31 protein-coding genes are annotated in these 24,734 nt (G+C 61.8%); 17 read left to right on the top strand and 14 right to left on the bottom strand.

What is annotated here, in order from left to right; translation table 11 throughout:
- Positions 1-28: 28 nt before the first annotated feature.
- Positions 29-511 carry a hypothetical protein gene (locus tag ACR3EK_RS14600; RefSeq protein ID WP_480633740.1) on the top strand — a complete coding sequence of 161 codons (483 nt, stop codon included), beginning with the start codon at positions 29-31 and terminating at the stop codon, positions 509-511.
- Here ACR3EK_RS14600 and ACR3EK_RS14595 read toward each other — a convergent pair whose 3' ends face one another.
- The 5 genes from ACR3EK_RS14595 to ACR3EK_RS14575 are packed head-to-tail and all read right to left on the bottom strand — an operon-like array spanning position 512 to position 5,211.
- Entirely contained in the window at positions 512-2,656 is a 2,145-nt protein-coding gene (locus ACR3EK_RS14595) for a hypothetical protein (RefSeq protein WP_480633739.1), read from the bottom strand.
- Positions 2,653-3,522, bottom strand: a complete 870-nt coding sequence (gene motA, locus ACR3EK_RS14590; protein ID WP_170439967.1) for a flagellar motor stator protein MotA — start codon at positions 3,520-3,522, stop codon at positions 2,653-2,655. The genes ACR3EK_RS14595 and motA overlap by 4 nt, the downstream gene beginning before the upstream one ends.
- A 46-nt stretch (positions 3,523-3,568) precedes the next feature.
- Positions 3,569-4,150, bottom strand: coding sequence for a MotE family protein (locus ACR3EK_RS14585; RefSeq protein ID WP_480633738.1), 582 nt, complete (start codon positions 4,148-4,150; stop codon positions 3,569-3,571).
- Positions 4,150-4,704: a hypothetical protein gene (locus ACR3EK_RS14580; RefSeq protein WP_480633737.1), complete on the bottom strand. Its 555-nt coding sequence runs from the start codon at positions 4,702-4,704 to the stop codon at positions 4,150-4,152. Before ACR3EK_RS14580 ends, ACR3EK_RS14585 begins: the two co-directional genes overlap by 1 nt.
- A 9-nt stretch (positions 4,705-4,713) precedes the next feature.
- Positions 4,714-5,211 (bottom strand): flagellar basal body-associated FliL family protein, encoded by a 498-nt coding sequence (locus tag ACR3EK_RS14575; RefSeq protein WP_480633736.1) that lies wholly within the window; start codon positions 5,209-5,211, stop codon positions 4,714-4,716.
- A gap of 119 nt (positions 5,212-5,330) precedes the next feature.
- Here ACR3EK_RS14575 and fliF point away from each other — a divergent pair, with 119 nt between their 5' ends.
- From fliF to fliP, 4 genes are read left to right on the top strand one after another with little or no spacing between them, the layout of a single operon-like run.
- The gene (gene fliF / locus ACR3EK_RS14570; RefSeq protein ID WP_480633735.1) at positions 5,331-6,926 is read left to right on the top strand and encodes a flagellar basal-body MS-ring/collar protein FliF; all 1,596 of its coding nucleotides are present in this window, start codon (positions 5,331-5,333) and stop codon (positions 6,924-6,926) included.
- The gene (locus tag ACR3EK_RS14565; protein ID WP_480633734.1) at positions 6,926-7,522 is read left to right on the top strand and encodes a FliH/SctL family protein; all 597 of its coding nucleotides are present in this window, start codon (positions 6,926-6,928) and stop codon (positions 7,520-7,522) included. The genes fliF and ACR3EK_RS14565 overlap by 1 nt, the downstream gene beginning before the upstream one ends.
- Positions 7,515-7,802 carry a FliM/FliN family flagellar motor switch protein gene (locus ACR3EK_RS14560; RefSeq protein WP_093964097.1) on the top strand — a complete coding sequence of 96 codons (288 nt, stop codon included), beginning with the start codon at positions 7,515-7,517 and terminating at the stop codon, positions 7,800-7,802. Before ACR3EK_RS14565 ends, ACR3EK_RS14560 begins: the two co-directional genes overlap by 8 nt.
- Positions 7,802-8,530, top strand: coding sequence for a flagellar type III secretion system pore protein FliP (gene fliP, locus ACR3EK_RS14555; RefSeq protein ID WP_170365980.1), 729 nt, complete (start codon positions 7,802-7,804; stop codon positions 8,528-8,530). Before ACR3EK_RS14560 ends, fliP begins: the two co-directional genes overlap by 1 nt.
- 17 nt (positions 8,531-8,547) lie before the next feature.
- Here the strand turns inward: fliP and ACR3EK_RS14550 are convergent, their stop codons facing one another.
- Positions 8,548-9,987 carry a sensor histidine kinase gene (locus tag ACR3EK_RS14550; RefSeq protein ID WP_480633733.1) on the bottom strand — a complete coding sequence of 480 codons (1,440 nt, stop codon included), beginning with the start codon at positions 9,985-9,987 and terminating at the stop codon, positions 8,548-8,550.
- Positions 9,984-10,721 carry a response regulator transcription factor gene (locus ACR3EK_RS14545; RefSeq protein WP_170341928.1) on the bottom strand — a complete coding sequence of 246 codons (738 nt, stop codon included), beginning with the start codon at positions 10,719-10,721 and terminating at the stop codon, positions 9,984-9,986. Before ACR3EK_RS14545 ends, ACR3EK_RS14550 begins: the two co-directional genes overlap by 4 nt.
- A gap of 218 nt (positions 10,722-10,939) precedes the next feature.
- On the opposite strand from ACR3EK_RS14545, the gene ACR3EK_RS14540 reads away from it, so the two are divergent.
- Genes ACR3EK_RS14540 through ACR3EK_RS14525 form a run of 4 tightly spaced genes read left to right on the top strand, consistent with a single transcriptional unit; the run spans position 10,940 to position 15,107 of the window.
- Positions 10,940-12,184, top strand: a complete 1,245-nt coding sequence (locus tag ACR3EK_RS14540) for an ABC transporter substrate-binding protein (RefSeq protein ID WP_170360522.1) — start codon at positions 10,940-10,942, stop codon at positions 12,182-12,184.
- A 57-nt stretch (positions 12,185-12,241) separates the two neighbouring features.
- Positions 12,242-13,114: a carbohydrate ABC transporter permease gene (locus tag ACR3EK_RS14535; RefSeq protein WP_170360524.1), complete on the top strand. Its 873-nt coding sequence runs from the start codon at positions 12,242-12,244 to the stop codon at positions 13,112-13,114.
- Positions 13,107-14,006 carry a carbohydrate ABC transporter permease gene (locus ACR3EK_RS14530; RefSeq protein ID WP_170341932.1) on the top strand — a complete coding sequence of 300 codons (900 nt, stop codon included), beginning with the start codon at positions 13,107-13,109 and terminating at the stop codon, positions 14,004-14,006. Before ACR3EK_RS14535 ends, ACR3EK_RS14530 begins: the two co-directional genes overlap by 8 nt.
- 3 nt (positions 14,007-14,009) lie before the next feature.
- Positions 14,010-15,107, top strand: a complete 1,098-nt coding sequence (locus ACR3EK_RS14525; RefSeq protein ID WP_170341040.1) for an ABC transporter ATP-binding protein — start codon at positions 14,010-14,012, stop codon at positions 15,105-15,107.
- A gap of 60 nt (positions 15,108-15,167) precedes the next feature.
- On the opposite strand, the gene ACR3EK_RS14520 is transcribed toward ACR3EK_RS14525, so the two are convergent.
- A complete protein-coding gene (locus tag ACR3EK_RS14520) occupies positions 15,168-15,776 on the bottom strand; it encodes an MlaC/ttg2D family ABC transporter substrate-binding protein (RefSeq protein ID WP_170341935.1) in 609 nt (202 codons plus the stop codon).
- The gene (locus tag ACR3EK_RS14515; protein ID WP_480634028.1) at positions 15,766-16,593 is read right to left on the bottom strand and encodes an MlaA family lipoprotein; all 828 of its coding nucleotides are present in this window, start codon (positions 16,591-16,593) and stop codon (positions 15,766-15,768) included. Before ACR3EK_RS14515 ends, ACR3EK_RS14520 begins: the two co-directional genes overlap by 11 nt.
- Positions 16,594-16,889: 296 nt before the next feature.
- Between ACR3EK_RS14515 and ACR3EK_RS14510 the strand changes: the two genes are divergently transcribed.
- The 4 genes from ACR3EK_RS14510 to ACR3EK_RS14495 are packed head-to-tail and all read left to right on the top strand — an operon-like array spanning position 16,890 to position 19,634.
- The gene (locus tag ACR3EK_RS14510) at positions 16,890-17,345 is read left to right on the top strand and encodes a RidA family protein (protein ID WP_005980179.1); all 456 of its coding nucleotides are present in this window, start codon (positions 16,890-16,892) and stop codon (positions 17,343-17,345) included.
- Positions 17,342-18,109: a glycerophosphodiester phosphodiesterase family protein gene (locus tag ACR3EK_RS14505; protein WP_480633732.1), complete on the top strand. Its 768-nt coding sequence runs from the start codon at positions 17,342-17,344 to the stop codon at positions 18,107-18,109. The genes ACR3EK_RS14510 and ACR3EK_RS14505 overlap by 4 nt, the downstream gene beginning before the upstream one ends.
- A gap of 47 nt (positions 18,110-18,156) precedes the next feature.
- Entirely contained in the window at positions 18,157-19,344 is a 1,188-nt protein-coding gene (locus tag ACR3EK_RS14500; protein WP_480633731.1) for a GNAT family N-acetyltransferase, read from the top strand.
- Entirely contained in the window at positions 19,341-19,634 is a 294-nt protein-coding gene (locus ACR3EK_RS14495; RefSeq protein WP_170341049.1) for a 4a-hydroxytetrahydrobiopterin dehydratase, read from the top strand. Before ACR3EK_RS14500 ends, ACR3EK_RS14495 begins: the two co-directional genes overlap by 4 nt.
- Here ACR3EK_RS14495 and ACR3EK_RS14490 read toward each other — a convergent pair.
- The 4 genes from ACR3EK_RS14490 to ACR3EK_RS14475 form a co-directional block, all read right to left on the bottom strand.
- Entirely contained in the window at positions 19,631-19,942 is a 312-nt protein-coding gene (locus tag ACR3EK_RS14490) for a hypothetical protein (protein ID WP_093964392.1), read from the bottom strand. The genes ACR3EK_RS14495 and ACR3EK_RS14490 overlap by 4 nt on opposite strands.
- 49 nt (positions 19,943-19,991) lie before the next feature.
- Positions 19,992-20,339, bottom strand: coding sequence for an EF-hand domain-containing protein (locus ACR3EK_RS14485; RefSeq protein WP_170360535.1), 348 nt, complete (start codon positions 20,337-20,339; stop codon positions 19,992-19,994).
- Between the two features lie 11 nt (positions 20,340-20,350).
- Positions 20,351-20,596, bottom strand: coding sequence for a glycine zipper 2TM domain-containing protein (locus tag ACR3EK_RS14480; RefSeq protein WP_093964393.1), 246 nt, complete (start codon positions 20,594-20,596; stop codon positions 20,351-20,353).
- A gap of 120 nt (positions 20,597-20,716) precedes the next feature.
- Entirely contained in the window at positions 20,717-21,202 is a 486-nt protein-coding gene (locus tag ACR3EK_RS14475; protein WP_170360950.1) for a peroxiredoxin, read from the bottom strand.
- A 99-nt stretch (positions 21,203-21,301) separates the two neighbouring features.
- Between ACR3EK_RS14475 and ACR3EK_RS14470 the strand changes: the two genes are divergently transcribed.
- The 4 genes from ACR3EK_RS14470 to ACR3EK_RS14455 are packed head-to-tail and all read left to right on the top strand — an operon-like array spanning position 21,302 to position 23,901.
- Positions 21,302-22,513 (top strand): NAD(P)/FAD-dependent oxidoreductase, encoded by a 1,212-nt coding sequence (locus ACR3EK_RS14470; RefSeq protein WP_480633730.1) that lies wholly within the window; start codon positions 21,302-21,304, stop codon positions 22,511-22,513.
- Complete coding sequence (gene rsmD, locus ACR3EK_RS14465) at positions 22,510-23,070, top strand: 16S rRNA (guanine(966)-N(2))-methyltransferase RsmD (protein WP_480633729.1); 561 nt, start codon at positions 22,510-22,512, stop codon at positions 23,068-23,070. Before ACR3EK_RS14470 ends, rsmD begins: the two co-directional genes overlap by 4 nt.
- Positions 23,063-23,698, top strand: a complete 636-nt coding sequence (locus tag ACR3EK_RS14460) for an HAD family hydrolase (protein ID WP_480633728.1) — start codon at positions 23,063-23,065, stop codon at positions 23,696-23,698. The genes rsmD and ACR3EK_RS14460 overlap by 8 nt, the downstream gene beginning before the upstream one ends.
- A gap of 23 nt (positions 23,699-23,721) precedes the next feature.
- Positions 23,722-23,901 (top strand): hypothetical protein, encoded by a 180-nt coding sequence (locus tag ACR3EK_RS14455; protein WP_480633727.1) that lies wholly within the window; start codon positions 23,722-23,724, stop codon positions 23,899-23,901.
- On the opposite strand, the gene map is transcribed toward ACR3EK_RS14455, so the two are convergent.
- Positions 23,889-24,701, bottom strand: a complete 813-nt coding sequence (gene map, locus ACR3EK_RS14450; protein WP_480633726.1) for a type I methionyl aminopeptidase — start codon at positions 24,699-24,701, stop codon at positions 23,889-23,891. The genes ACR3EK_RS14455 and map overlap by 13 nt on opposite strands.
- Positions 24,702-24,734: the final 33 nt, after the last annotated feature.

Genomic DNA, 24,734 nt, shown 5'->3' with positions numbered 1-24,734 from the left:
CCGATTCAATACCCCGAACTATGGTGATATGCGGTCGAAAGCGGCGGCGTTGCAGCGTCAGCCCGGCCCGCCCAATGCACTGCAGGACGCTTTAATGCAGGTGCAGGAGTTCAGGATCGCGCTCTACCACCATGTGCAGCGAGTTTCCGAAACTGCCCAGCCCGGACAGTCTGACGGAAAAGGCCGGGCGCCTCAGCACTTCGAAGTGATCATTCAATTCGATCAAGGCGTTTCGGGTCTGGTCGCCCAGGAAAGCCAGCGTCAGATGAAGGTTTTCAGCAGGCAAACTTCGACCGCAATGTGCTGCGCGAGCGACGTCGGCGCATATCTGGGCGATTTCGGAAGATATGGGAATGGCGACAAAACATCGAATGAGCGCTCCGGACATCCGTTGTCCCTTATCTGGATAAGGTTGAATTTGCCGGGCAGTCTGCCGGTGCTTGCTCTTTCAGACAAGCGCATGCTCTCAATGCGAGGCGCACAAGCCGGCTGTTCGTCGCGCGGATCCTGACTATTCCAATTCAGTTGTCACGTTCAGCAATTCGGTTATCTTCTGCCGCGTGTCGGCGCTGGCCTCAAGCAGCTGTTCAGCGTCCGAAATCGGCTTGTCCGGTTCTCGCTGCACTGGCGCACGCAGGGCCGAGCTCAGATCTATGACCTGCCCCAGCGCGGTGTCCTTCGCCCCAACTTCTTCCAAGTTGAATCCCGCCCACCATGACAGGCGCGCGGCGGTATCTTCATCCCCTATGTCCCGCCAAGCCTCAACGGCGGCCGTGTAATTGCCCATATCGGTCAGGGCTTGGGCCCGCAGCCTTTCAGCGACATCGGAGGGATCCTCGGCCAATTCGCGCAGGGCCAGATCCGGTCGGTTTTCCAGCAGCGCGGCCCGGGCCCGAATGATGGCGCGGTCGCGCCTGCGTGTCCCATCCGAACCTGCATCAGTCAAGTCTCGGGCTTGCTTGGCAAAGCCGAGGTCCGCAAAACGCTTGGCCAGCAACAGCGAAGCCCCGGTCGAAATAGACTCTAAATCATGTGGTTTCAGGGTACTTGCATACAGCAGAAAGGTCAGGTCATCCGCGCGCTCTGCTGCCAGATGCAAGATGCGATTGCGCGTGCCGGCCCAGGTATCGTCTCTGCGATGGGCATCAAGAATATTGAAGGCCGCAGAAAACTCGCCGCCCAGGGCAAGCGCCAGGGCGTGACCGCGGGCCATGACCGGGCCCAATTCAGAATTGCGCAGTTCGATCGCGTAGCCCGAGATCAGATCGATTTGGCGTCGCGAAACCGCCCCACCCTCTGCCCACTTCTTTTCAACAAGCCGGGCCAGTGCAAGCGGGGCTTCCAAATCCGAGCTTGGGTTGTCGATGACGTCGTTCAACAAAGTGTCGCTGGTGTCCGCATCTCCCTCAGCGGCAGCAACAGTTGCCTGCGCGAATGTGACCTCGGGGTGTTGCAGAGTTTGGACGCGATCTACCGAACGCAGTACCCGCCGGGCGGCCTCAAGCCGGCCAGAGTTGACGAATATCTCGGCCAGCCGGGGGCCGAGGATCCGGCGTAGATGCTCAGGAAGCTTCAGGTACGCCTGTTCCATCCGTTCCTGCTGCGCATCATCCCGCAATTGGCCATCCGCCATCGCGGCCCACATGGCAACCGCGCCGTCGCAGCGTTGCAACCCACGCAGTCGGATAGGCTCTGATACAGGCTGATCATCAATTATTTGCGCGACCGCTCGAACCCATTCCTGTTCCGGCGATGCATCTTCCATCAACTGCAGAACCTGAATGGCCTCTGAACCGAAACCCCAGTGTGCCAACAGCTTCGCGAGCTTTAGCGCGATGGATCTGTCGACCCTGTCGAACTCCAGGAACAAGCCCGCTCGCAGCTCAGCCACCTGATGCGCAAAGGGCCGACCGTCAGACCAGGTGTCGAACCCCAATTCGGCATCCGAAATACAGGCTGGCAGCGACTCCAGAGGTTGCAGCGGTGGCTCTCCCAGTTTGCCCAACTCGTCAAGGATCGAGCTTACCTGGATATGAGCAGGCAGATCCCGCGCGATGTCCGGAAGCGCTTCCGGCACCGAGGCACGCGGACCCGGAGGTGTGACGTTCAGGTCGACAAGCTCGCGATCCGAGCCTTGCAACAGATGGGTCGAAAGGCGCTGCTGCAGGCCATCGCGATCCAGTTGCGGAAGTGGGGCAACGATTTCAATTGATGGGGCTTCGGCCTGTGGACGACGTTTGGATGTCTGTTCTGGGATCACAATCGATGGAATGTCCAGACTTGGCGGAGGCAAGGCTTTTTGTGCCGCGATGTCTACAACGATCATCGTATCCTTGTACAAAAAAGCGGTCGCGGCGCAGTCACAGCCGAAGTCCAGCTCAAGCGGCGCGCCGGAATCGGCCTGCGATATCGCCTCAAGCCGGCCTGCGGACAATCGTGCAAAGACCGATCCGGTCTTGAATTCCACGTCGTCCAATTCGACCGCCAGGCGCGCACCGTTTTTCCGGTGGGCGAGGCTCCAGTTGGTGCCCGCAGGAACGCTGAGAACAAGCCGCGTGAAGCCGTCATGTTCGCCGGACCGCACCGGAACATCCTTTGCCAGCACTCCAGTTGCCGATGCGCTCAGGCCAAGGGTCAGGAGCAAAACCCGGATCATGCTGCCGCCTGCTTGATCTCTTTCAAGGCTTCTTCCAATTCGGTGAAGCCGGGGCGATTGTGGGTCGGCGTGTTCTGGCGACCAACCTCGATACACATTGCGGGGTTGTGATTATGCAGGTTGGCAACCAGAACTTCCCGGATCAGTTGATAGAAGTGATTGTCTTCCTCCACGACCGCTTTCAGCTTTCCGGCGAAGGGGCCGACCAGACCGTAGGCCAGAAAGACGCCCAGGAAAGTCCCGACAAGGGCACCACCGATCAACTTGCCCAAGACCTCGGGCGGTTGGTCGATCGAGCCCATGGTCTTGATCACGCCGAGAACCGCCGCAACGATTCCCAGTGCCGGCAACCCGTCCGCCACGGTTTGCAGGGCGTGGCTGGAATGCATGGCGTGGTGGAAATTGGCATCCATCCGCTTTTCCAGAACCTCTTCAACCTGATGGGGATCGTCATAGTTCATCGCCGCCGACCGCATGGTGTCGCAAATCAGGTCCACCGCCTCTTTGTCCGCCTGTATTTTGGGGAAAGCCGTAAAAATGGCCGAGTTTTCAGGGTCTTCGATGTGCTGCTCGAGCTCGACCGGATTTGAACGGGCAAGCCGGATCAGCGAGAACAGAAGGCATAGCAGATCGCGGTAGTCTTCGGGCTTCCACTTCGGGCCTTTGAAAACCTTGCCCAGATCCTTGATCGTGTGTTTGACCGCCGACATGTCATTGCTGATCAGAAAGGCGCCGATGGCAGCCCCGCCGATCATCATCATCTCGAACGGCAGAGATTTGAGGATGATCGCCATCTTGCCGCCGGCGGCGAGGTAGCCGCCGAACACCATTACGAAAATAACGACGATTCCAAGAATTCCGATCATGTGGTCTCTCCGGCAGAGCGGTCTTTGAGGGTGGGGCTCATGGCGGCTACTCAGTGGGGGCGTTGGCGTTGCGTCCGGCCATTACGACGCTGATGGTATAGGCGGCCTCGGGGCTGAGACCGGCCATCACACCCGCAGCAGCCTCAGGCGGCATACGCGACAGGAAACCGGCCGCAAAAACCGGATCCATCGTTTCGAACAACGCCGCGGCGTCCTTGGGCTTCATGTTCTGATAGACATCGGTCAGACGGGTGAGGTCGGTTTCAGCCGCCTTGTCCGCCACGGCCAATGTCTCGCGCAGCGATGCCTCGGCCTCTTGCAAAGCGGAAAGGCGCGTCGCAATGGCCTCGTTGGCAATCTCCAGGGCACGCTCCCTGTCGCGCAGCGCGCTCTCACGCTGTTTGACGGCTGCTTCCCGACGCAGCAATTCGGTCAGCAAGGCTTGCATGTCCGGTTTTTCGTCCGAGCCGGCGCTGTGTGCAGAGACTTCCGAGGGGTCAGACCCCCTTGCCAAAGCCGGCCCAGCCTCCAGCCCCAGCCGTATGATGGCGGAACTGATCATCAAGGCTGAAATGAGGGTCAGAACGCCACCACGTGGTCGACGCTGGGCAGGTTGCAGGCTGCGCATCAGGATCGGGCCTCGCTACCTTGCGCCTTGTGCCTGAAGAACAATACGCCCTTGGGAATCGGGGCCGGATCCTCTGCGGGGTCGTTGGTGGATTTGACCTCGGCTTCCGGCTTGGATGGAATTTGTTCCACCGCCCCAGGCTCAGCGGGTTGCTCGGGGTCCTTTGGCCCGACCTCTTCTTCCAACGAGACCGGTTCTACCTCAAGAGGTGACGGCTTTTTGGTTTCGGCCGAGGAATTTGCAGGCTCTTCAGCCGCGGGTTTGTCCTCGGGGATCACGTCGTGCATCGACGCCATGATCAACTCAAGCCGCTGTGCGACTGACTCGGCGCGCACGGTCAGATCCTGCAGTTTGTGCCCGGACTGGTCAGATGCAGCACGCGCGGCATCCAGGGATTTTTTCAGTTCTTCCGCCTGTGCGGACAGCACGGAAACCGCGCCACCGACGCCCCGCTCCAGGTCCGTGAACCGCCTGAGGCGTCGGGACAGAACAAAACAGTACAATCCGGCCCCCAAGGCGCCGGCGACCAGCAGAATGTCCGAGATCAGTTCCAATTTCGCCTCCTAGTTCAATACGAATTCCGTGACCAGAACGTCACGTACCCGACCTTCGCCAACGACGATGCCCGTGCGCCGCAGCAGGTGCCCGCGGATGCGAACCAGGGCCAGCGAGTCTTCGAGGTCGGACAGGTTGATGGCCCGGAGATAGCCGTTCATCACGTCCATGATGCGGGGAATCATCTTTTCCACCTCGGCCTCGTGACCGGCGGCCACCTCAAGTTGAGCGTGGAATTTCAGATGGCGCGAATCGCCGGAATTCACGGACACGATCACGGGCGGCAGGTCGACGAACCCGACATCCGGCAACGCATCGATCGCATGTCCGGCGTCCGCGTTTTCCGCTGTTTTCCCCTCGGCCTCTGGGGCTTTGCCCAAAAGCCCCGACGCGGTCACATAGTACCCTCCCGCAGCACCCAGAAGCGCCAGAATCGCGCCAATCATCAGTCCGTTTTTGCTCGACTTCTTCGGGCCTTCTGCCTCATCCACGGTCGCGTCTGTCATGGCGTCCTCATTCTTGCGTTCGGCACCCGTCATAACCCCGCAGGGACTAACCGATTGTTAAGGGCAATCGTTCAAACAGGGCACGAGCCGCACAGAATGTCGGCGAGTCGGAGGTGAGCGTGCAGCAGATCGGAACTGTCTGGGCAAGTTTGGGCAGGCGCAAACAAATCATCGTGGCGGGGGCAGCTGTCGTCGTGTTCCTGAGTGTCCTGGCGATGTCGCGGTTGGTGACATCTCCGTCCATGACACTCCTCTATGCGGGGCTGGAAAGCGGGGCGGCGGGGGATATCGTCCGCGCCCTGGATCAACGCGGTGTCACCTACGAGATTCGTGGCGGCTCAATCTATGTTCCGGGCTCGCAACGCGACGAGTTGCGCATGACCCTGGCAAGCGAGGGTCTGCCTGCAAATGGCAACCGGGGTTATGAACTGCTGGATACGCTGAGTGGGTTCGGTACGACCTCGCAGATGTTCGACGCTGCCTATTGGCGCGCCAAGGAGGGTGAACTGGCGCGAACCATCGTCAGCAGCCCTCATGTAGGGCAGGCGCGGGTTCACATTGCCAGCGGGTCCACAAGCCCGTTCCAGCCCAGCGTTTCGCCAACCGCTTCGGTCTATCTGGTGCCATCCGGGGCCAAGATCACGGTTGAGCAGGCCAAGGCGATCCGTTTTCTGGTGGCCTCCGCCGTGACCGGCCTCGCGCCCGAGGATGTTGCGGTGATCGATTCCACCGGCGCCGTGATCGGCCCTCAAGAGACGGCGGTTGCCGCCGACACTGCCGACGACAAGGCCAAGGTCCTGCGCGACCGCGTCCTGCGGCTGGTCGAGGCACGCGTCGGACCCGGCAATGCGGTGGTCGAAGTCAGCGTCGACACGGTCACCGAGACCGAATCCATAAGAGAGCGGCGGTTCGACCCCAAGGGCCGTGTCGCAATCAGCACCGATGTCGAGGAACGGTTGGATACCTCCCGCAATCAGTCGTCTGATGTGACGGTCGCGTCCAACCTGCCGGACGGGGACGGCAATGGCAGCGATGAATCGAATTCTTCAGCCACGCAAACCCGCGAGCGGATCAACTATGAGGTTTCAGAGACCGAGCTTGAAGTTCTGCGGGTGCCGGGGGCCATCAAACGCCTGACGGTTGCCGTGCTCGTCAACGGAACCCGCACAACGGACGCCACCGGTGCCGAGGTTTTTGAACCGATGGCACAGCCGGAACTGGACGCTCTGGAAGAGCTTGTCGCCTCGGCCGTGGGCTTCGATGCGGATCGCGGGGATGTCATCACGCTGAAATCCCTGGAACTGCCCAATGTCGAACCGCAGGGAACACTGGCGACCGCTTCGGTCTGGCAAAGCATCCATCTGGATACGATGTCGCTGATACAAATGGCAGTGTTGGCCATCGTCTCGCTGATCATGGGGCTGTTCGTGATCCGGCCGATTCTGACCGGTTCGGCCGCAGTGCCAGCCTTGCCGCCTGCCGCAGCCTCCGCCGAGGGCGGCGCGCCATACCTTGTCGGTGAAATCTCAGATGCTGATGGACAGGAATTCAGCGCTCTCACCGGCCAGGGTGAAAACGGAGGCTCTGTGCCTGCGATTGGGTCCACGGCAAGCGAAGATGCGGTCGGCCGTCTGCGCGCCATGATCGGGGACAAACAGGAAGAAACGGTCGAAATTCTGCGGAGCTGGCTGGAAGAAAACGAGGAGAAGGTGTGATGTCGATCGCCCACCTGCTCGAGGATTTCACCGCTCAGGCCGACGGCGCGAATCTGCGGTTGCTGGACGAAGAAGCTTTGGAGGAAGAGCGGCTCGCCGCTTTCGAACGCGGATATGGTGCGGGGTGGGAGGATGCGCTGCAGGCCCAAGCCCAAGGTCGTGCTGCGCTGACCGAGGATATGCGGGCTGCCTTCTCCGATATGTCCTTCACCTACCAGGAAGCTCTGACCCGGATGACCTTGTCGCTTGAACCGATGTTCAGCGCTCTGGTTCAGACTGTTCTACCCAAGGTGTTGGATCGGGGGCTTGCCGCTCGTGTAATCGAGCAGTTGAGCGAAATGGCCAAGGCGCGGGTCGCACAACCGATCCTTTTGTTGGTTCCACCCGGTGTTGAGGGGGATGTCGAGGCGTTGTTGCCCGCCGACATAACGCCCCTCCCCAAGGTCGTCGCGGACCCCGAGTTGATGCCGGGTCAGGCGCGGTTGCAGGTCGGCACCGCCCGGTCCGAGGTTGATTGCACCGCGCTGCTGGACGCGATCGCCGCCGCTTTCGACGCATTTGTTTTTGAGGCAAAAGAGGCTTTGTCAAATGAGTGACGCACCTGCATCCAAACCTGAAAGACCCAACCCGTTCGAAGCCGTTCCCATAGAGGTGACGGTTTCCGTCGGTCGGGCGCGCCCCTTGATACGCGACCTGTTGAGCATGGGTGAGAACGCCGTTCTGACCTTGGACAAACGGGTCGAAGATCCGGTGGATCTGTATGTCGGCGACCAATTGGTCGCCCGTGGTCTGCTCGAGGAAATGGAGGGGGACAATGCCGGTCAATTGGCGGTGCGTCTGACCGAGATTTCGGATTTCCAGAACGGACTTGGATGATGCGTCGGGCGGCCTGGTGTGCAATTGTGATCCTTGTGCTGACACCCGCACTGGCATCGGCACAGGAGCTGTCGCTGTCATTGGGCGACGGCGGATCCATATCGGCGCGAACCATTCAGTTGATCCTGCTGATCACGGTGCTCAGCCTAGCACCCGGCCTTGCGATCATGGTGACCTGTTTTCCATTTCTGGTCACGGTACTGGCCATTCTGCGGCAGGGGATCGGGTTGCAACAGTCCCCGCCCAACATGTTGATCGTCAGCCTGGCGCTGTTTCTGACCTACTTCATCATGGAGCCGGTTTTTACCCAGGCTTGGGACACCGGGATCCGACCGATGGTCGAAGAAACGCTCGCGGTAGAGCCTGCATTGGAACGTGCCATGGTGCCGTTCCGCGAGTTCATGGTGGCGCGGCTGGATGGTGACACGTTTCGGGCCATGGCGGCCTTGCGCCCCGACACCGCTTCGATGCAGCTGTCGCCGGAGGCGCCACTGTCGGTTCTCATGCCGTCGTTCATGCTGTCCGAGGTTGCCCGCGCGTTCCAGATCGGATTCCTGATATTTCTACCGTTTCTGATCATCGATCTTGTAGTGGCTGCGGTACTCATGTCGATGGGGATGATGATGGTGCCGCCCGCCACGGTTTCGCTGCCGTTCAAACTGGCGTTTTTCGTGATTGCAGATGGGTGGTCCCTGATCGCCAGTGCCTTGGTGCGAAGCTATTCCTAGCCTGCGTGTGGACGGTCTCAGCGCCGGATTTGCAGCCGTGCCCGCAGACCCTGATCACCCGCTTCAAAGCGCAGCGAGCCGCCATGCTGCTCTGCCACGGTTGCAACGATTGTCAGGCCCAGCCCGAACCCGTCGGACGACCCGATGTTCGAACCGCGCCGGAACGGGGCCATCAGCGCCTCGATATCCGAAACGGACAAGTTGGTTCCCTTGTCTTCGACGACAATCGTGGCGGTTTCCGCGTCGGTTTCCAGTTCAACCGTTGCGTGGCGCCCGTATTTCAGCGCGTTGTCGATCAAGTTCGTCAACGCCCGTTTCAATGAGATCGGTCGCGCCATGACAAGGATGCGGCGGGTTTCCGGAAGCGAACCATGCCCGCGCCGCGACATGAAGAGCGACGCCGCGCCCTCCATCTCGACCGGGGCGACCTGTTTCAGGGTCACAGGCAGATCCATGTCCTGATAGTCGGCAACCAGCGACTCGACCAGTGAGGTGAGGGAGATTTGGCGCGGGTCCTCGATGCTCAGTTCCGAGCGGGTGTAGGTCAACACGCTTTCGATCATGCCCGTCATCTGGTCGACATCGGACTCCAGCTTCTCTCGCAATTCGGCGTCCGGAATCAGCGCCGCGCGCAGACGCACGCGGGCCGCTGGCGTACCAAGGTCGTGGCTGACGCCGGACAGGACCGTGGCACGCTTTTCCAGCTGTGCGCGTTCGTCCTCCAGATGCGTATTGACCGCCGATACGATGTCGCGCAGTTCGGCCGGCCCAGACATGTCGTAGCTGTCCGGACCCCCGCTGCGCCGGCGGTCACGCAGCGACTGGGAGAACCGCGAAAAGCTGTCTGTCACATTGCCGACCGATGTCAGAATGATCGCAAGTGCCACGACGGCCAGAAAGATCGCAGGCAGGCGCAGGTCGGTCGGGGCCGCATCGCACCCCCAGACCTGCGTACCGTCGATCTTCTGCCAAGCGCCCTGTCCGAACCGGGCCACCAGAATGGGTTCGCTGCAATAGGTGGCCAGCAGGCGTGTCAGGTTGCCCATCTTCTGCGGCCCGGTCTGATCGCTGCCTGACACGATGTCGGATACCGGATAGACCAGCCGGTCGGACAAGACCGCAAGCGTCAGGTTCCGTCCGCTGAGCGGTGCGGAGCTGTCGGTCAGAATGGACAGGTTGGTCAGAAACCGGCGCCCTGCAAGGTCGGGCAACTGCTCGAATTCACCCGCATTGGCCAGCCTTGCGGCCTCGGGCGGCAGTGGCGTGATCAACACGTCGGGATGCGAGGCGCGACCTGTGCGCAGATCTTCGTAGACCGAGAACCCGGCAACATAGGCCCGGGTCAGATAGGCGTCCCAGTTGCGAACGGAAGAAAACCACAGTCCTGCCGCCAGCAACCCGGCAGCAAACGCACTCAGGCTCCAAGCCCAGCCCAGATCCCGCAGGCGCAGGGTCATGCCTCCTGTTCCACGGTGACCTCGCAGGCGAAGACATAGCCGACACCGCGGGCCGTGCGCAGCATCTGCGGATCTTTGGGGTTGGTCTCGATCTTGGACCGCAGCCGCCCTACCAGGACGTCGATGGCCCGACCCTGCGCTTCGGGTTTGTCACCGGTGCCGGTCACGTCCAGCGCGGCGGCGATCTCGTCGCGGGTCAGCGGAATGTGCGGGTTGGCCAGCAGCACCTTGAGCAGCGCGGTTTCGCGCTGCGACAGTGACACCTGGTACCCATCCGGGGCATGCACCTCGTCGCGTTTGCCGTCATAGACCCATCCGCCAAAGCGGAACGTACGGATCCGCCGGCGATAGGCCAGCGATGGCGTGCGCCGCGCGCGCTGCATCACCGCGCGCACGCGCGCCAGCAGCAGTTGCGGGTTGAACGGCTTGGCGATGTAGTCGTCGGCGCCCACCTCGTACCCGGCCATGCGCTGATGATCGGCAGACAGGGCCGACACGAAGATGATAGGCACGTCCTGTTCGCGGCGCAGCCGGGCGCAGATCTCGACCCCGTTCTCGTCACCCAGCATCACATCCAGAAGGATCAGGTCGATGCGGCCTGATTTCAGGTGTGCCTGCACCTCGCGCTCGGTGGCTGCTGGCAGGGCAATGAACCCGTTCTGGTGAAAGAACTGGGTCAACATCGACCGGATTTCCGGATCGTCATCCACAACCAGCAGACGTGGAATGCTCACGCTGTTCCTCCCCGATTTCCCCCTCGACGCTGCCCTCAATTGTAACGGACTGCAACAGATTCAAGGTCAACGTAACACGCTGTAACAAAAGGCGGGAAAATTTGCAGCCCGCGCCGGATACATGGGAAATTTGCCATTGCCAGACGGCAAGCGGCTACCGGTAATGTCCCGCATCGCTGCCCCGCGGCAGCAAACAAGGATCTGGGAGGATACCAAACATGAAACGTTTCGCACTCGCCACGGCGTCGTCGCTGGCCGTTCTGGCTGGCACGTCGGTGATGGCCGAACCGCAGGCCGAAGTTCTGCACTGGTGGACATCGGGCGGCGAGGCCAAGTCGGTCGCCGTTCTGCAGGAAGAATTCGCGGCCAATGGCGGCACCTGGACGGATATGCCCGTTGCAGGCGGCGGCGGAGACGCGGCGATGACCGCGCTGCGCGCCCGCGTTCTGGCCGGCAACGCGCCGACCGCCGTTCAGCTGAAAGGCCCGGCGATCCAGGAATGGTATGAAGAGGGTGTTCTGGCGGACATCTCGAACGTTGCCGAGGCCGAGGGCTGGGCCGAAGTCCTGCCCGCCTCGATCGCGGCGCATATGCAGTGCGAAGGCACCTGGTGTGCTGCACCGGTCAACGTGCACCGCATCGACTGGATCTGGGCAAATGCCGACATCCTGGCCGCCAATGACATCGAGATGCCGACCACCTGGGACGAGTTCAACGCCGCTGCCGAGAAGCTGCAGGCCGCAGGCATCATCCCGCTGGCCCATGGTGGTCAGGCCTGGCAAGACGCAACCGTCTTCGAAGCAGTTGCGCTGGGCATCGGCGGACCCGAGTTCTTCAAGAAGGCCTTTGTCGATCTGGACCCCGAGACTCTGACCTCGGACACGATGGTTCAGATTTTTGACCAGATGCGCACCCTGCGCGGGTTCGTTGATGAGAACTTCTCGGGCCGCGACTGGAACCTGGCCACCGCCATGGTCATGAACGGTGAGGCCGCCTTCCAAATCATGGGTGACTGGGCCAAGGGTGAATTCCTGGCCGCGGGCAAGGTCCCCGGCGAAGACTTCCTGTGCGCCTCGACCCCCGGTGACGGCTATCTGTACAACGTCGACAGCTTTGCCATGTTCGACGTGGACGGCGACGACAAGCGCGCCGGTCAGGAACTGCTGGCCAAGCTGATCGTCGCGCCCAAGTTCCAGGAAGTGTTCAACCTGAACAAGGGGTCGATCCCGGCGCGGACCGACGTGGCGCTGGACAAGTTCGACATCTGCGCCAAGATCTCGGCCGAAGACATGGGCGCTTCGTCCGCCAATGGCTCGCTGCTGCCGTCCTACGCGCATGGCATGGCGCTGCGCGGTGCGCAGGCTGGTGCGATCACCGACGTCGTGACCGCACATTTCAACTCGGATATGTCCTCGGCTGACGCGGTTCAGCAACTGGCGGACGCGGTGGCAAACAGCTACTGATCCAACACGCTCTGCCCCCTATACTGCGGGGCAGAGCATCTTTCCCCGGAGGAAAAAATGTCCGAATGGCTGGAAAACCACCTTCCAAAGGTGGTGCTGGCACCGTCGTTCATCGCCGTATTGATCTTTGTCTACGGATTTATCGGATGGACCGCCTGGGTGTCGCTGACCCGATCGAAACTGCTGCCGAAATACGAGATCAAGGGCTTCATCCAATATGACCGCCTGTTTGACTCGCCCCGCTGGGACACGGCGATCAACAACCTTTACGTCTTTGGCGCGCTGTTCATCGTGATCGCGATGGTTCTGGGCCTGCTGCTGGCGATTCTGCTGGATCAGAAGATCCGCGTCGAAGGCGCGATCCGTACGATCTATCTCTACCCGATGGCGCTGTCGATGATCGTGACCGGCACCGCGTGGAAGTGGATCCTGAACCCGGGTCTGGGTATCGAGGCCATGGTCCAGGGCTGGGGCTTTCCGAATTTCAAGTTCGACTGGCTGGTGAACCCGGACTACGCGATCTACACGATCGTCATCGCCGCGATCTGGCAGAGCTCGGGTTTTGTCATGGCGCTGTTCCTGGCCGGACTGCGCTCGGTGGATGGTGAGATCATCAAGGCCGCGCAGGTCGATGGCATCCCCACTTGGCGGATCTATACGGCAATCATCATTCCGTCGATGGCTCCGATCTTCCTGTCGGCCTTCATCGTGTTGGCGCACCTTGCGATCAAGAGCTTTGACCTTGTCATTGCCCTGACAGGCGGTGGTCCGGGTTACGCAACCGATTTGCCCGCAACATACATGTACGCGATGGCGTTTTCGCGCGGCGATATCGGCCAGGCGGCGGCGTCCGCGATGATCATGATGCTGGTCGTCTTTGCCATCGTGGTTCCTTACCTCTACTCAGAACTGAGGGCGAAAAATGACTGATCTGTCGATGCCCCAAACCCGAACCCGCAGCCAGAGTGCCACGGGCAAGATTGCCCTGCGTTGGTTGCTGTATGTCCTGCTTGGTCTTTTTGCGCTCTACTACCTGATGCCGCTTTTCGTGATGCTGACCACATCGCTCAAAAGCCTCGAGGAAATTCGTACGGGATCGCTGATCTCGCTGCCGCGCGAGGTCAGTCTGGATGCCTGGAAAACCGCCTGGTCAGGCGCCTGCACCGGTATCCAGTGCGAAGGCCTGCGGCCCTATTTCTGGAACTCGGTCCTGATTGCGGTCCCTGCCGTGGCAATCTCGACCCTTCTGGGGGCGTTGAACGGATTTGTCGTCGCGCAGTGGCGTTTCAAAGGGGCCAACATCATCTTTTCTCTGATGCTGTTCGGTTGCTTCATCCCGTTCCAAGTGGTCCTGCTGCCGATGGCGCGTCTGCTGGGCATGATGGGGATCGCCGGAACCATTCCGGGCCTGATCTTCGTCCACGTGATCTATGGGCTTGGCTTCACAACGCTGTTCTTCCGCAACTACTACGTCACCATCCCGGCCGAGCTGACCAAGGCGGCGCGAGTGGATGGTGCCGGGTTCTTTCGGATCTTCTGGTCGATCTTCCTGCCGCTGTCGCTGCCCATCATCGTGGTGACCGTGATCTGGCAGTTCACCCAGATCTGGAACGATTTCCTGTTCGGCGTTTCGTTCAGCCAGGCGGGCACGCAGCCCGTGACCGTGGCGCTCAACAACATCGTCAACTCAACCACCGGCGTCAAAGAGTACAACGTCGACATGGCCGCCGCGATCATCGCGGGGCTGCCGACGCTGCTCGTCTATGTCGTTGCCGGTAAGTATTTCATCCGCGGCCTTACCGCCGGTTCCGTGAAGGGATAACCCATGGCTCCCATCCTCGATATCCAAAACCTGTACAAGAATTACGGCGCAACCGAGATTCTGAAGGACATCAACATCTCGATCGAACCGGGCGACTTCCTGGTGCTGGTCGGCCCTTCGGGCTGTGGCAAGTCGACCCTGCTGAACTGCATCGCCGGGCTCGAGCCGATCTCGGGCGGGACGCTGTCGATCGGCGGCAAGGACATGACCCATGTCAGCCCCAAAGACCGCGACATCGCGATGGTGTTCCAGTCCTACGCCCTGTACCCGACCATGTCGGTGGCCAAGAACATCACCTTTGGCATGAAAGTTCGCGGGGTCGATCAGGCAACTCAGGACGCCAAGCTGAAAGAGGTCGCCTCGCTTCTGCAGATCGAGCCGTTGCTGAACCGCCGCCCCAGCCAACTGTCGGGTGGTCAGCGTCAGCGTGTGGCGATGGGCCGGGCTCTGGTGCGCGACCCCAAGCTGTTCCTGTTCGACGAGCCGCTGTCGAACCTGGACGCCAAGCTGCGGGTCGAGATGCGGACCGAGATCAAGAAGCTGCATCAGACGCTGGATGCCTCGATCGTCTATGTGACCCATGATCAGATCGAAGCGATGACCCTGGCCACCAAGATCGTGGTGCTGAAGGGCGGCGTGGTGCAGCAGATCGGCACCCCGGCCGAGATCTACAATCGCCCCGCCAACCTGTTCGTGGCCGATTTCATGGGCTCGCCGGCGATGAACCTGATCCCGGCGCGGGTCCAGCGCAACGGGACCGGCACGCAGGTCGCCATTGCGCGGGATGGTGCTGACCCGATCGTGCTGACGGATACGCGCGATCTGGACCTGCCCGAAGAAGTGATCCTGGGCCTGCGCCCCGAGGATATCGCTGAATCCGGGTTCCGCGCTGGTGCCGGTGTGCAAGAGGCCGCCTGCCTGGTCGATATGGTCGAACCGGCCGGTGCCGATACCTACGTCGTGTCGGAACTGGGCGGCAAACAGGTCACAGCCCGCCTGCATGCCGAGACCAGTGCCAGGGCCGGTCAGATGCTGAACCTGGCCTTTGACATGAGCAAAGTGTCCTATTTTGCGAAAGCGACAGGCGAACGCCTGAACTGAGCCACGAAAAAAGCCGCGCAGGGATCCTGCGCGGCGTCATCACTACTCTGACCGATTGGTTCAGCCGGTCTTTTTTAGGTCATTGATCAACTGATCCAGGTTGCCCTTGCGCGCATCCAGCATGGCGCCGATCTCGGTCCGCTCTGTCAGCAGCAGGTTCACGCCTTCGATGAACATGTTGTAGAACTTGTCGCGACCCGATTTGTCCGACACCAGGAAGGTCACTTCGAACGGCGCTTCGCCGCGCAGCTTGACGCTGCTGCGAACCTCGTAGCCGGCCTTGATCTTGCGGGCATTCTTCACGGTGACCTCACCCCCGATGAATTCGCGGAAGCGTCGACCGTATTTGCGCGAGATATACCCCTGGAAAGCCTTGGTGAATTCGCGCATCTGTGCATTGCTGGCGCTGCGGGCGTCGGCGCCCAGCGCATAGCGTGCCATGATCGGAACGTCGGCATATTGCACGAAGATCTTTTCGAAATCGCGCAGCATGGCGCTTTCGGATTTGCCCGACTCGATCACGCGCGTGATGTCGGCAACGACGCTGTTGACCAGTTGTGTCGCGCTGGCCTCGGTCAACGCCAGGGTCTGCTGTGGAAGGCCAGCCACGGCCAGCCCGGCCAGGGCGGTGGCGGCAAAGGTACGGCGGTTCATGGCGTTATTCAGCATAGGGGTCCTCATATGGGTCCTCGTAAGGGTCAAGGTATGGGTCCCTGACCGGGTCGGTGCCGGTATCGGCGTAGGGATCGGAATACAGACCCAGATAGGCATCCTCATCGTCCCTTGCCAGTTCGAACCGGCGGTTTTGCAAATAAATCAGGCGGGCCTGAGCGTAACTGTCTGCGCTTTCGTACAGAATCGAGTCGACCGTGTCCGAGAATCTGCCCCGATCGCCCATCCGCCGTACCACCTCGGCATAGACGCCCAGGTTGTCGGCCGGTCGCGTCGGCGAGAAGTTGATCGGGTTCGAGAACAGGTTGACCACAACGCCGACCGCATCCCGGGTCGTCGAGGGGCCGTAGAACGGCAGTTCGACATAAGCCCCTTCGCCGAAGCCCCAGACATGAAGCGTTTCGCCGAAATCGGTATCAACCGGCGACAGGTTCAACTCATCCGCCGGTTTGGACAGACCGAACCCGCCCACGGTCGAGTTGATCACGAACCGCAGCAGGGCGTTGCCCGACTGTTTCAGATTGCCCTGCAGCAGATAGTCGACGGCCTGTCCGGGCAACGAGATGTTTTCCGCGAAGTTGTTGAAGCTGGTGACCATCGGGTCGGGTACGATTTTCACATAGCCTTTCGAGGCCGGGCGGAACAGGAACCGGTCGACGCCCAGATTGAACTTGTGAATGCCGCGATTTGCGTTTTCGTAGGGGTCGAAGACCTCGCCGCGGGCCGCTGCGTCCTGGGGTTGCGACGCGCAGGCCGACAGAACCGCGAACAGCGACACTGCGACGATGTGCTTGAAACGGATCCGGTTGGACACGGTCTTGGTTACTCCCGATCGTCCGGATGTAATCCAGCCGGACACTCAATCAATACGTTTTCTCGTTGGCACAACGGACCAATTCAACGGCACATAGTCGTTTCGCACTCGAAAGGAAACTCCTAGCGTTTAACCCGCGCGCCGGACCCGGGTAAAGTGGCCTGCATTCAACACATCCGCATGAGTGGAGACCTGCCCAAATCGCGGGCAAATGCGAAATTGCCGGTTTCCGGCTTTCCGTGGGCGGTGTTCCCGGTTAGCGTCCGCCCGAGTCACATGAAGTTGAGGACAATCACATGAGCATCGCAGCCAAACTGGAATCCCTGGGCGTGACCCTGCCGGACGCCCCCGCACCGGCAGCCAATTACGTGCCGTTCGTGCGGGTGGGCAACATCGTCTATGTGTCGGGCCAGATCTCGAAGGACGATGCGTTGATCACCGGCAAGCTGGGCGCCGATATGGATGTGGCCGCCGGTGCGGCGGCGGCCCGGGTCTGTGCCATCAACCTGCTGGCCCAGGTCAAGGCGGCCTGCGGCGGGGACATCGACAAGCTGGTGCGGGTGATCAAGCTGACCGGCTTCGTGAACTCGACCGCCGATTTCACCGACCAGCCGCAGGTGATCAACGGCGCGTCCGACTTCCTGGTCGAGGCGCTGGGCGATGCCGGCCGCCATTCGCGCTCGGCCGTCAGCGCCGCATCGCTGCCGCTGGGCGTGGCCGTCGAGATCGAAGGGATTTTCGAGATCCAATGACACCGTCTCTGCCTCGTGTGTTCATGGGCGCGCCGATCGCGCATCGGGCGTTGCATGACATTCGCCAGAACCGCCCGGAAAACAGCCGGGCGGCCATCCGGGCCGCCATTGCTGCGGGCTACGGGATCGAGATTGACCTGCAGTTGACGTCGGACGGCCATGCCATGGTGTTTCACGACTATGATCTGACGCGCCTGACCGGGCGGCCGGGCGCCATTCAGCAGATCACCCGGGCCGAGGCCGCGGACCTTCCGCTGCTGCACGGGGACGAGGGTATCCCTTCGCTTGAGGAAGTACTGCAACTGGTGGCGGGCCGCGTGCCGTTGCTGATCGAGTTCAAGGATCAGCACGGTGCGATGGGGCCTGTGGACGGGCGGCTGGAGCAAGACGCGGTCGCGCTGCTGAAGTCCTATGACGGTCCGGTCGCGCTGATGTCGTTCAACCCCAACTCGGTGGCCGAGCTGGCCCGACTGGCGCCGGAGATGACGCGTGGGTTGACGACCTGTTCCTACAGGCCCGAAGTCGAGCATCTGCCGGCCGAGGTCTGCGACCACCTGCGCGACATCCCCGATTTCGACCGGGTTGGCGCCAGCTTCATCAGCCACGAGGTGCAGGACCTGTCCCGCCCCCGCGTGGCCGAGTTGAAGGCCCAAGGCGTGCCGATCCTGTGCTGGACGGTGCGCTCGGCCGAACAGGAGGCCGAGGCGCGCAAGGTGGCCGACAACGTGACCTTCGAGAACTATCTGGCCGCCATTCCGGGTTGAACCCGGCTGCCGGCGTCACAGATAGTTCAGTGGACGCAGGAGGGCACATGGACCAGTCACAGATCGAAATACGGGTTCTGTCGGCGCTGGATCAGATCCCTGCGGCCGAATGGGACAGTTGCGCCTGCCCCGAGGCCGCCGACGGCACCCGCCCGCTGGACCCGTTCACAACGCACCGGTTCCTGCGCGCGCTGGAAGACAGCGGCTCGGTCGGACGGGGCACCGGCTGGCAGCCGCAATACCTGACCGCCTATCTGGACGGCCTGCTGATCGGGGCCGCGCCATTGTACGCCAAGTCGCATAGCCAGGGCGAGTACATTTTCGATCACAGCTGGGCCCATGCCTATGAAAACGCGGGCGGGCGGTATTACCCGAAATTGCAGATCGCGGTGCCCTTCACCCCGGCCACCGGGCGGCGGTTTCTGACACGGCCCGGCTATGACGGGATCGCCATGTCGGCGCTGGTGCAGGGGGCGGTGCAACTGGCCGCCGACAATCGCCTGTCGTCGCTGCACGTCACCTTCTGCACCCAGGACGAGGCGCTGGCCGGGCAGCAGATGGGCCTGCTGGCGCGCGAATCGCAGCAGTTTCACTGGCTGAACGACGGCTATGCCGACTTCGACGATTTCCTCGCCGCCCTGTCTTCGCGCAAGCGCAAGAACATCCGCAAGGAACGGGCGCAGGCCAATGCCTTTGGCGGTGAGATCCGCACCCTGACCGGCGCCGATCTGCGGCCTGAACACTGGGACGCGTTCTGGGAGTTCTATCAGGACACCGGCGCACGCAAGTGGGGCTCGCCCTATCTGACGCGGCAATTCTTTGACATCGTTCACGAAACCATGGCCGATGACGTGGCGCTGGTGCTGGCCGAGCGGGGCGGATACCCGATCGCAGGGGCGCTGAACTTCATCGGGCGCAAGACCTTGTTCGGGCGCTATTGGGGCTGCAACGAACATCACCCCTGCCTGCATTTCGAACTGTGCTACTATAGGGCGATCGACTTTGCCATCGCGCATGGTCTTGACCGCGTCGAAGCCGGCGCGCAGGGAGAACACAAGCTGGCGCGGGGTTATCTGCCCACGCGCACGCACAGCCTGCACTGGATCGCCGATCCCGGCTTTGCGGACGCCGTCGCGCGGTATCTCGAGGCCGAGGCCCGCGCGGTGGGGGAAGAGATCGAAATTCTGACGGATTACGGCCCGTTCAGAAAAGCCAACCCGGAGGAACAGCAATGAGCGAACTTCTGTCGACCGAGACCCGTGGCCCGCTGCTGGATCCGCTGTTCAAGAACGGCTGGACCATGGTCAAGGATCGTGACGCGATCACCAAGACCTTTATCTTCGACGATTTTGTCGATGCCTTCGGCTGGATGACCAAAGTGTCGATCTTTGCGGAAAAATGGAACCATCATCCCGAATGGTCCAACGTCTACCGCACGGTCGAGGTGGTGCTGACCACTCATGACGTGGGCGGCCTGTCGTCTCAGGACGCCAAGCTTGCGCGCAAGATGGACAGCCTGCTTTAGCCGCGGTCGCCCCGCGACCCCATGCCCCCAGCCAACATCGCTACCTCGCCCAGACGACGGAACTCGGCCGGGGTCACGGTACCGTCGCTCACGTCGATGTCGCGCGGGATTCCGGCGGTGCGGTTGCCCATCATCCGTACGCTGCGCGCCGCCGGATTGATGTCCAGACAACGCGTCTGATAGCAGGTCAGACCAGCCGTATTGATCTGAATGCGCGCTTGCCCGTCCGGCCCGGTCACGACCGGCGCCTGCGGGACGTCGCACGCTGCCAGCAGAACGACCGCGCCAAGCCAATAAAATACTCTCATGCCTGCGCTCCTGTTGGTCTCAGGGTCAGCCGTGCCGGGGCGCCGGGCCTCAATCCAACTGACCGTTCCGGTCTTTGTCCGCAGACAGGAAATCGTCATTCATCTGCGAGTCATACTCTGACCGAGAGATAGAGTTGTCGCGATTGCGGTCAATCTTCTGGAACATCTTGATATCCATGAACGGCTTGGCCTCGTCCAGACCGAGCGTGCCATTCTTGTCATCGTCCATTTCCTGATAGGCGTAATCCGAAAAGGCATCGAATTCGTCGCGCGACAGGAAACCGTCGTTGTTGGCGTCGATCGCGTTCAATTCGCGCTCATTCAGTTCGGCCACGCTGTCTGCGGCGGCAGGTGCTGCCATCATCAGGGCCGTCATCAATAGAACCGAGTGTTTCATCCTGGCGCTCCTCAGCATGCGAATCTCTGGCCTTCGACCCCGCCGGCCACGGCGCCGGCTGCGGTCAGAATATCCTTGCCCGACCCACCGCCAAACTGGTTGCCGATGGCGCCGCCGATCAACGCGCCGCCCAGGGTGCCGCCAAGACAGGCGATCTCGTGCTGGCGCGCAGCCTGTTGCTGCGGTGTTGGCGCAGGCCCGCACGCGGTCAACAGCCCCGCGCCGCCCAAAGTAATGACTGCTAGAAATCTTTTCATGAATGAACTCCCGGTTCCCATGCAGGAACACTGGCACATTCCGAAGGTGTGGGCCAAGTTAATTGGCCTTCATCCAACGTGACCCGTGGCATGGCCCCGGTGCGCACCGGGGCCGTCCTGTCAGATGACTTCGAGCAAGCCTTCTCCGGCCGAAATCTCGCAGGCGCCGGGGCTTTCCTCCAGGTTCAGCGCCACGACCTTGCCATCTTCGACCAGCATCGCGTAGCGCTTGGAGCGCGCGATCAGGCCGGCGGGCGGGGCGTCGAAATCCATGCCGATCGCCTTGGTGAATTCCGAGGCCGGATCGGCCAGCATGGTCAGTCCGGCCGCAGTTGCGCCCGTGGCCTCGCCCCAGGCCTTCATCACGAAGGGGTCGTTGACCGACACGCAGATGATCTCGTCCACGCCTTTGGCCGCAAACTGGTCCTTGGTGCGCATGAAGCTGGGCACATGGGCCGAGTGGCAGGTGGGGGTGAACGCGCCGGGCACGGCAAAGATCACCACCTTGCGGCCCTTGACCTTGCTGGAGACCCGCACCTCTTCCGGTCCGTCAGCGCCCATCTGGATCAGGGTTGCTTCGGGCAGGGTGTCGCCGGTTGAAATCATCTTCATGCTCCTGTCGATTGAAATTGCAAACTCGCTCCTTGCCGCAATATAGGTGGGCGGGTGGCACAAGCCATGGGAAATTGACAGGGGGCGGACCAGATGAGCCATATCGTCGTGATCGGAGCCGGGCAGGCGGGGTCATCACTGGTGGCCGGGCTGCGCAAAGGCGGGTTTGACGGGGCGATCACCCTGATCGGGGCGGAACCCGTGCTGCCCTATCAGCGCCCGCCGCTGTCCAAGGCCTATCTGCTGGGCGAGATGGAGCTTGAACGGCTCTACCTGCGCCCCGAAAGTTTCTATGCCGAGAACGATATCACCCTGCGTCTGGGCCAGCAGGTGGGCGCGATCGACCCGGCGGCCAAGACCGTGACCATAAGCGGTGAGGTGATATCCTACGACCAGCTTGCCCTGACCACCGGCTCGCATCCGCGCCGCCTGCCTGCCGCGATCGGCGGAGACCTGGCGGCCGTGCATGTGGTGCGCACGCTGGCCGATGTGGACACGATGGCCCCCGCCGTCACCCAAGGCGCGCGGGCGCTGATCGTGGGCGGTGGTTATATCGGGCTCGAGGCCGCGGCGGTCTGCGCCAAACGCGGCGTGCAGGTGACGCTGGTCGAGATGGCTGACCGCATCCTGCAGCGTGTCGCGGCCCCCGAGACCAGCGACTATTTCCGCGCACTGCACAGCGCGCATGGCGTGGACATCCGCGAAGGCGTAGGGCTGGACCGGATCACCGGCGAGAATGGCAAGGTCACCGGCGCGGTGCTGGGCGACGGGACCGAACTCGAGGTCGATTTCGTGGTGGTCGGCGTGGGCATCGCTCCGGCCACCGAACTGGCCGAAGCGGCCGGGCTTGCCATCGAAAACGGTATCAAAACCGATGTGCATGGCCGCACCTCTGCCGCCGATATCTGGGCGGCGGGCGATTGCGCCTCGTTCCCCTACAAGGGCCGGCGAATCCGTCTGGAAAGCGTGCCCAACGCCATCGACCAGGCCGAGGTGGTGGCGCAGAACATGCTGGGCGCGGGCAAGGATTACGTGGCCACGCCCTGGTTCTGGTCGGACCAGTATGACGTGAAGCTGCAGATCGCCGGGCTGAACATGGGTTATGACCACGTCGTAACCCGTCCGGGCGAGGGAGCGACCACCTCGTTCTGGTATTACCAGAGCGATCAGCTGCTGGCCGTGGATGCGATGAACGACCCGCGCGCCTATATGGTCGGCAAGCGCCTGATCGACGCGGGAAAAACCGCCGATCCGGCGGTGGTGGCCGACCCCGCAGCGGATCTGAAACCGCTGCTCAAGGCGTGAGGATCATCGCCGGAGATTTCCGGGGCCGGGCGCTGGCCTCGGTCGGCAAGGGGGATGCGGGCGCGCATCTGCGCCCCACCACCGACCGGGTTCGCGAAAGCCTGTTCAACGTGCTGAACCACCTGATCGATTTCGACGGGCTGCGGGTGCTGGACCTGTTCGCCGGCACCGGCGCGCTGGGGCTCGAGGCGCTGTCGCGTGGAGCCGGGCATGTGACCTTCGTCGATGACGGGCGCGTGGCGCAGGGTCTGATCCGCAAAAATATCGATCTGACCCGCAGTGCCGACCGCACTGACCTGATCCGCCGGGATGCTACGCGGCTGGGCGAAAACCCCAGCGCGCCTTATGATCTGATTTTTCTGGATCCACCTTACGGCAAGTCAATGGGGCAGAAGGCTATCGCCGCCCTGTCGCAGGGGTGGATTGCTGACGATGCGCTGATCGTGTGGGAGGAAAACGCCCCGATGCAACCGCCCGAGGGGTACGCCCTGCAAGACAGCCGCAAATACGGCGACACGCATATCACCCTGATTTGGAGCGATACCTCGAATGCATGATCTGGTCATTTTCGACTGCGACGGTGTTCTGGTCGACAGCGAACCCTTGTCCAATCAGGTGCTGGTCGACAATCTCGGGCGCTATGGTCTTGATCTGACCCTTGAGGACAGCGTGGGGTTTTTCGTGGGTGGCACCATGGCCGGTGTTCGGGACAAGGCCAGGGAGCTGGGTGCGGATTTGCCGGATGACTGGGTCGATGAGGTCTATGCCGAAACCTATGATTGCCTGAAGCAGGGCGTGGGCTTGATGCCGGGTGTTTTGGATTTGCTGACCACGCTGGACTCATGCGGCGTCCCCTATTGTGTTGCCTCAAACGGCAGCCCGGACAAGATGAGCATCACGCTGGGGCAGAACGGACTGTGGGATCGTTTTCAGGGCGTGATGTTCTCGGCACATGTGTTGGGCAAGGCGAAACCCGACCCGACAATGTTCCTGACTGCGGCGAAACAATTTGGCGCCTCACGGCCTGTGGTCATCGAAGACAGTGCCAGCGGTGTCACCGCCGCAATACGGGCCAACATGCGCTGTCTGGCATATGCGCCGCATGAGGGTGGCGAAAAACTAGCCAAGCTCGGGGCCGAAGTGATCACCGATATGGCCGAGGTTCCGGCGCTTTTGGGAATCTGACCGGGGCGTGCTAGTGTCGGTGCATGGACCGCGCCCTGACACCCCCGATCTGGACTGTTCCGCAGGAAACCGACGCGACCACCGGGCCCGAACGGAAACCGACGCGCACACCGGTGTTCATCCACGACGCGGTGACGCCGTGGGGGCAGGAAACCCTGTTGTTGAAACTGATGCGTGATCAGGCCGCCGATCAGGAAGAATAGGTGGGATGAAACTTGTCGCCCGGTGACAGGGTAAAGATCTCGACCCCATCAGCCGTCACACCTACTGAATGTTCGAACTGCGCCGACAGCGACTTGTCACGGGTCACGGCGGTCCAGTCATCGGCCAGCGTCTTGGTCTCGGGGCGGCCCAGGTTCACCATCGGTTCGATGGTGAAGAACATGCCCTCTTCCAGAACCGCACCGGTGCCCGGACGGCCATAGTGCAGCACGTTGGGTGGTGCGTGGAACACCCGGCCCAGCCCGTGACCGCAGAAATCGCGCACAACGCTCATCCGGTGCGCCTCGACATAGGCCTGAATGGCGTGGCCGATATCACCGAACGTATTGCCCGGCTTGACCATCTCAATGCCTTTGAACAGGGCGTCGTGGGTCACCTGGATCAGCCGCTCGGCCTTGCGCGGCAGCTTTCCGGCCACATACATGCGCGACGTGTCGCCGAACCAGCCGTCGACGATCACGGTCACGTCGATATTCAGGATGTCGCCATCCTTGAGCTTCTTGTCCCCGGGAATCCCGTGGCAGACCACGTGGTTCACGCTGATGCAGCTGGCGTGCTGATAGCCTTTGTAACCGATGGTGGCCGATTTCGCGCCGGCGTCCTCGACCATCTGGGTGATGATCCGGTCGATCTCGCCAGTGGTCTGGCCGGGAGAGACATGCTCGGCAATATCATCCAGGATGCGCGCCGCCAGAGCCCCTGCCGCGTGCATGCCGGCAAAGTCAGCCTGTTCGTAGATGCGGATACCGTCCTTCGTCAGACGGCCACGATGCTCTTTCATTCGTGCGGGGCTCCAAAAAATTCTGCGCAGCAT

The organism is Ruegeria sp. BC8, assembly GCF_056535705.1.
Note: the sequence above shows the minus strand (reverse complement) of the source record. Positions and strands in the feature narration are given on the sequence as shown.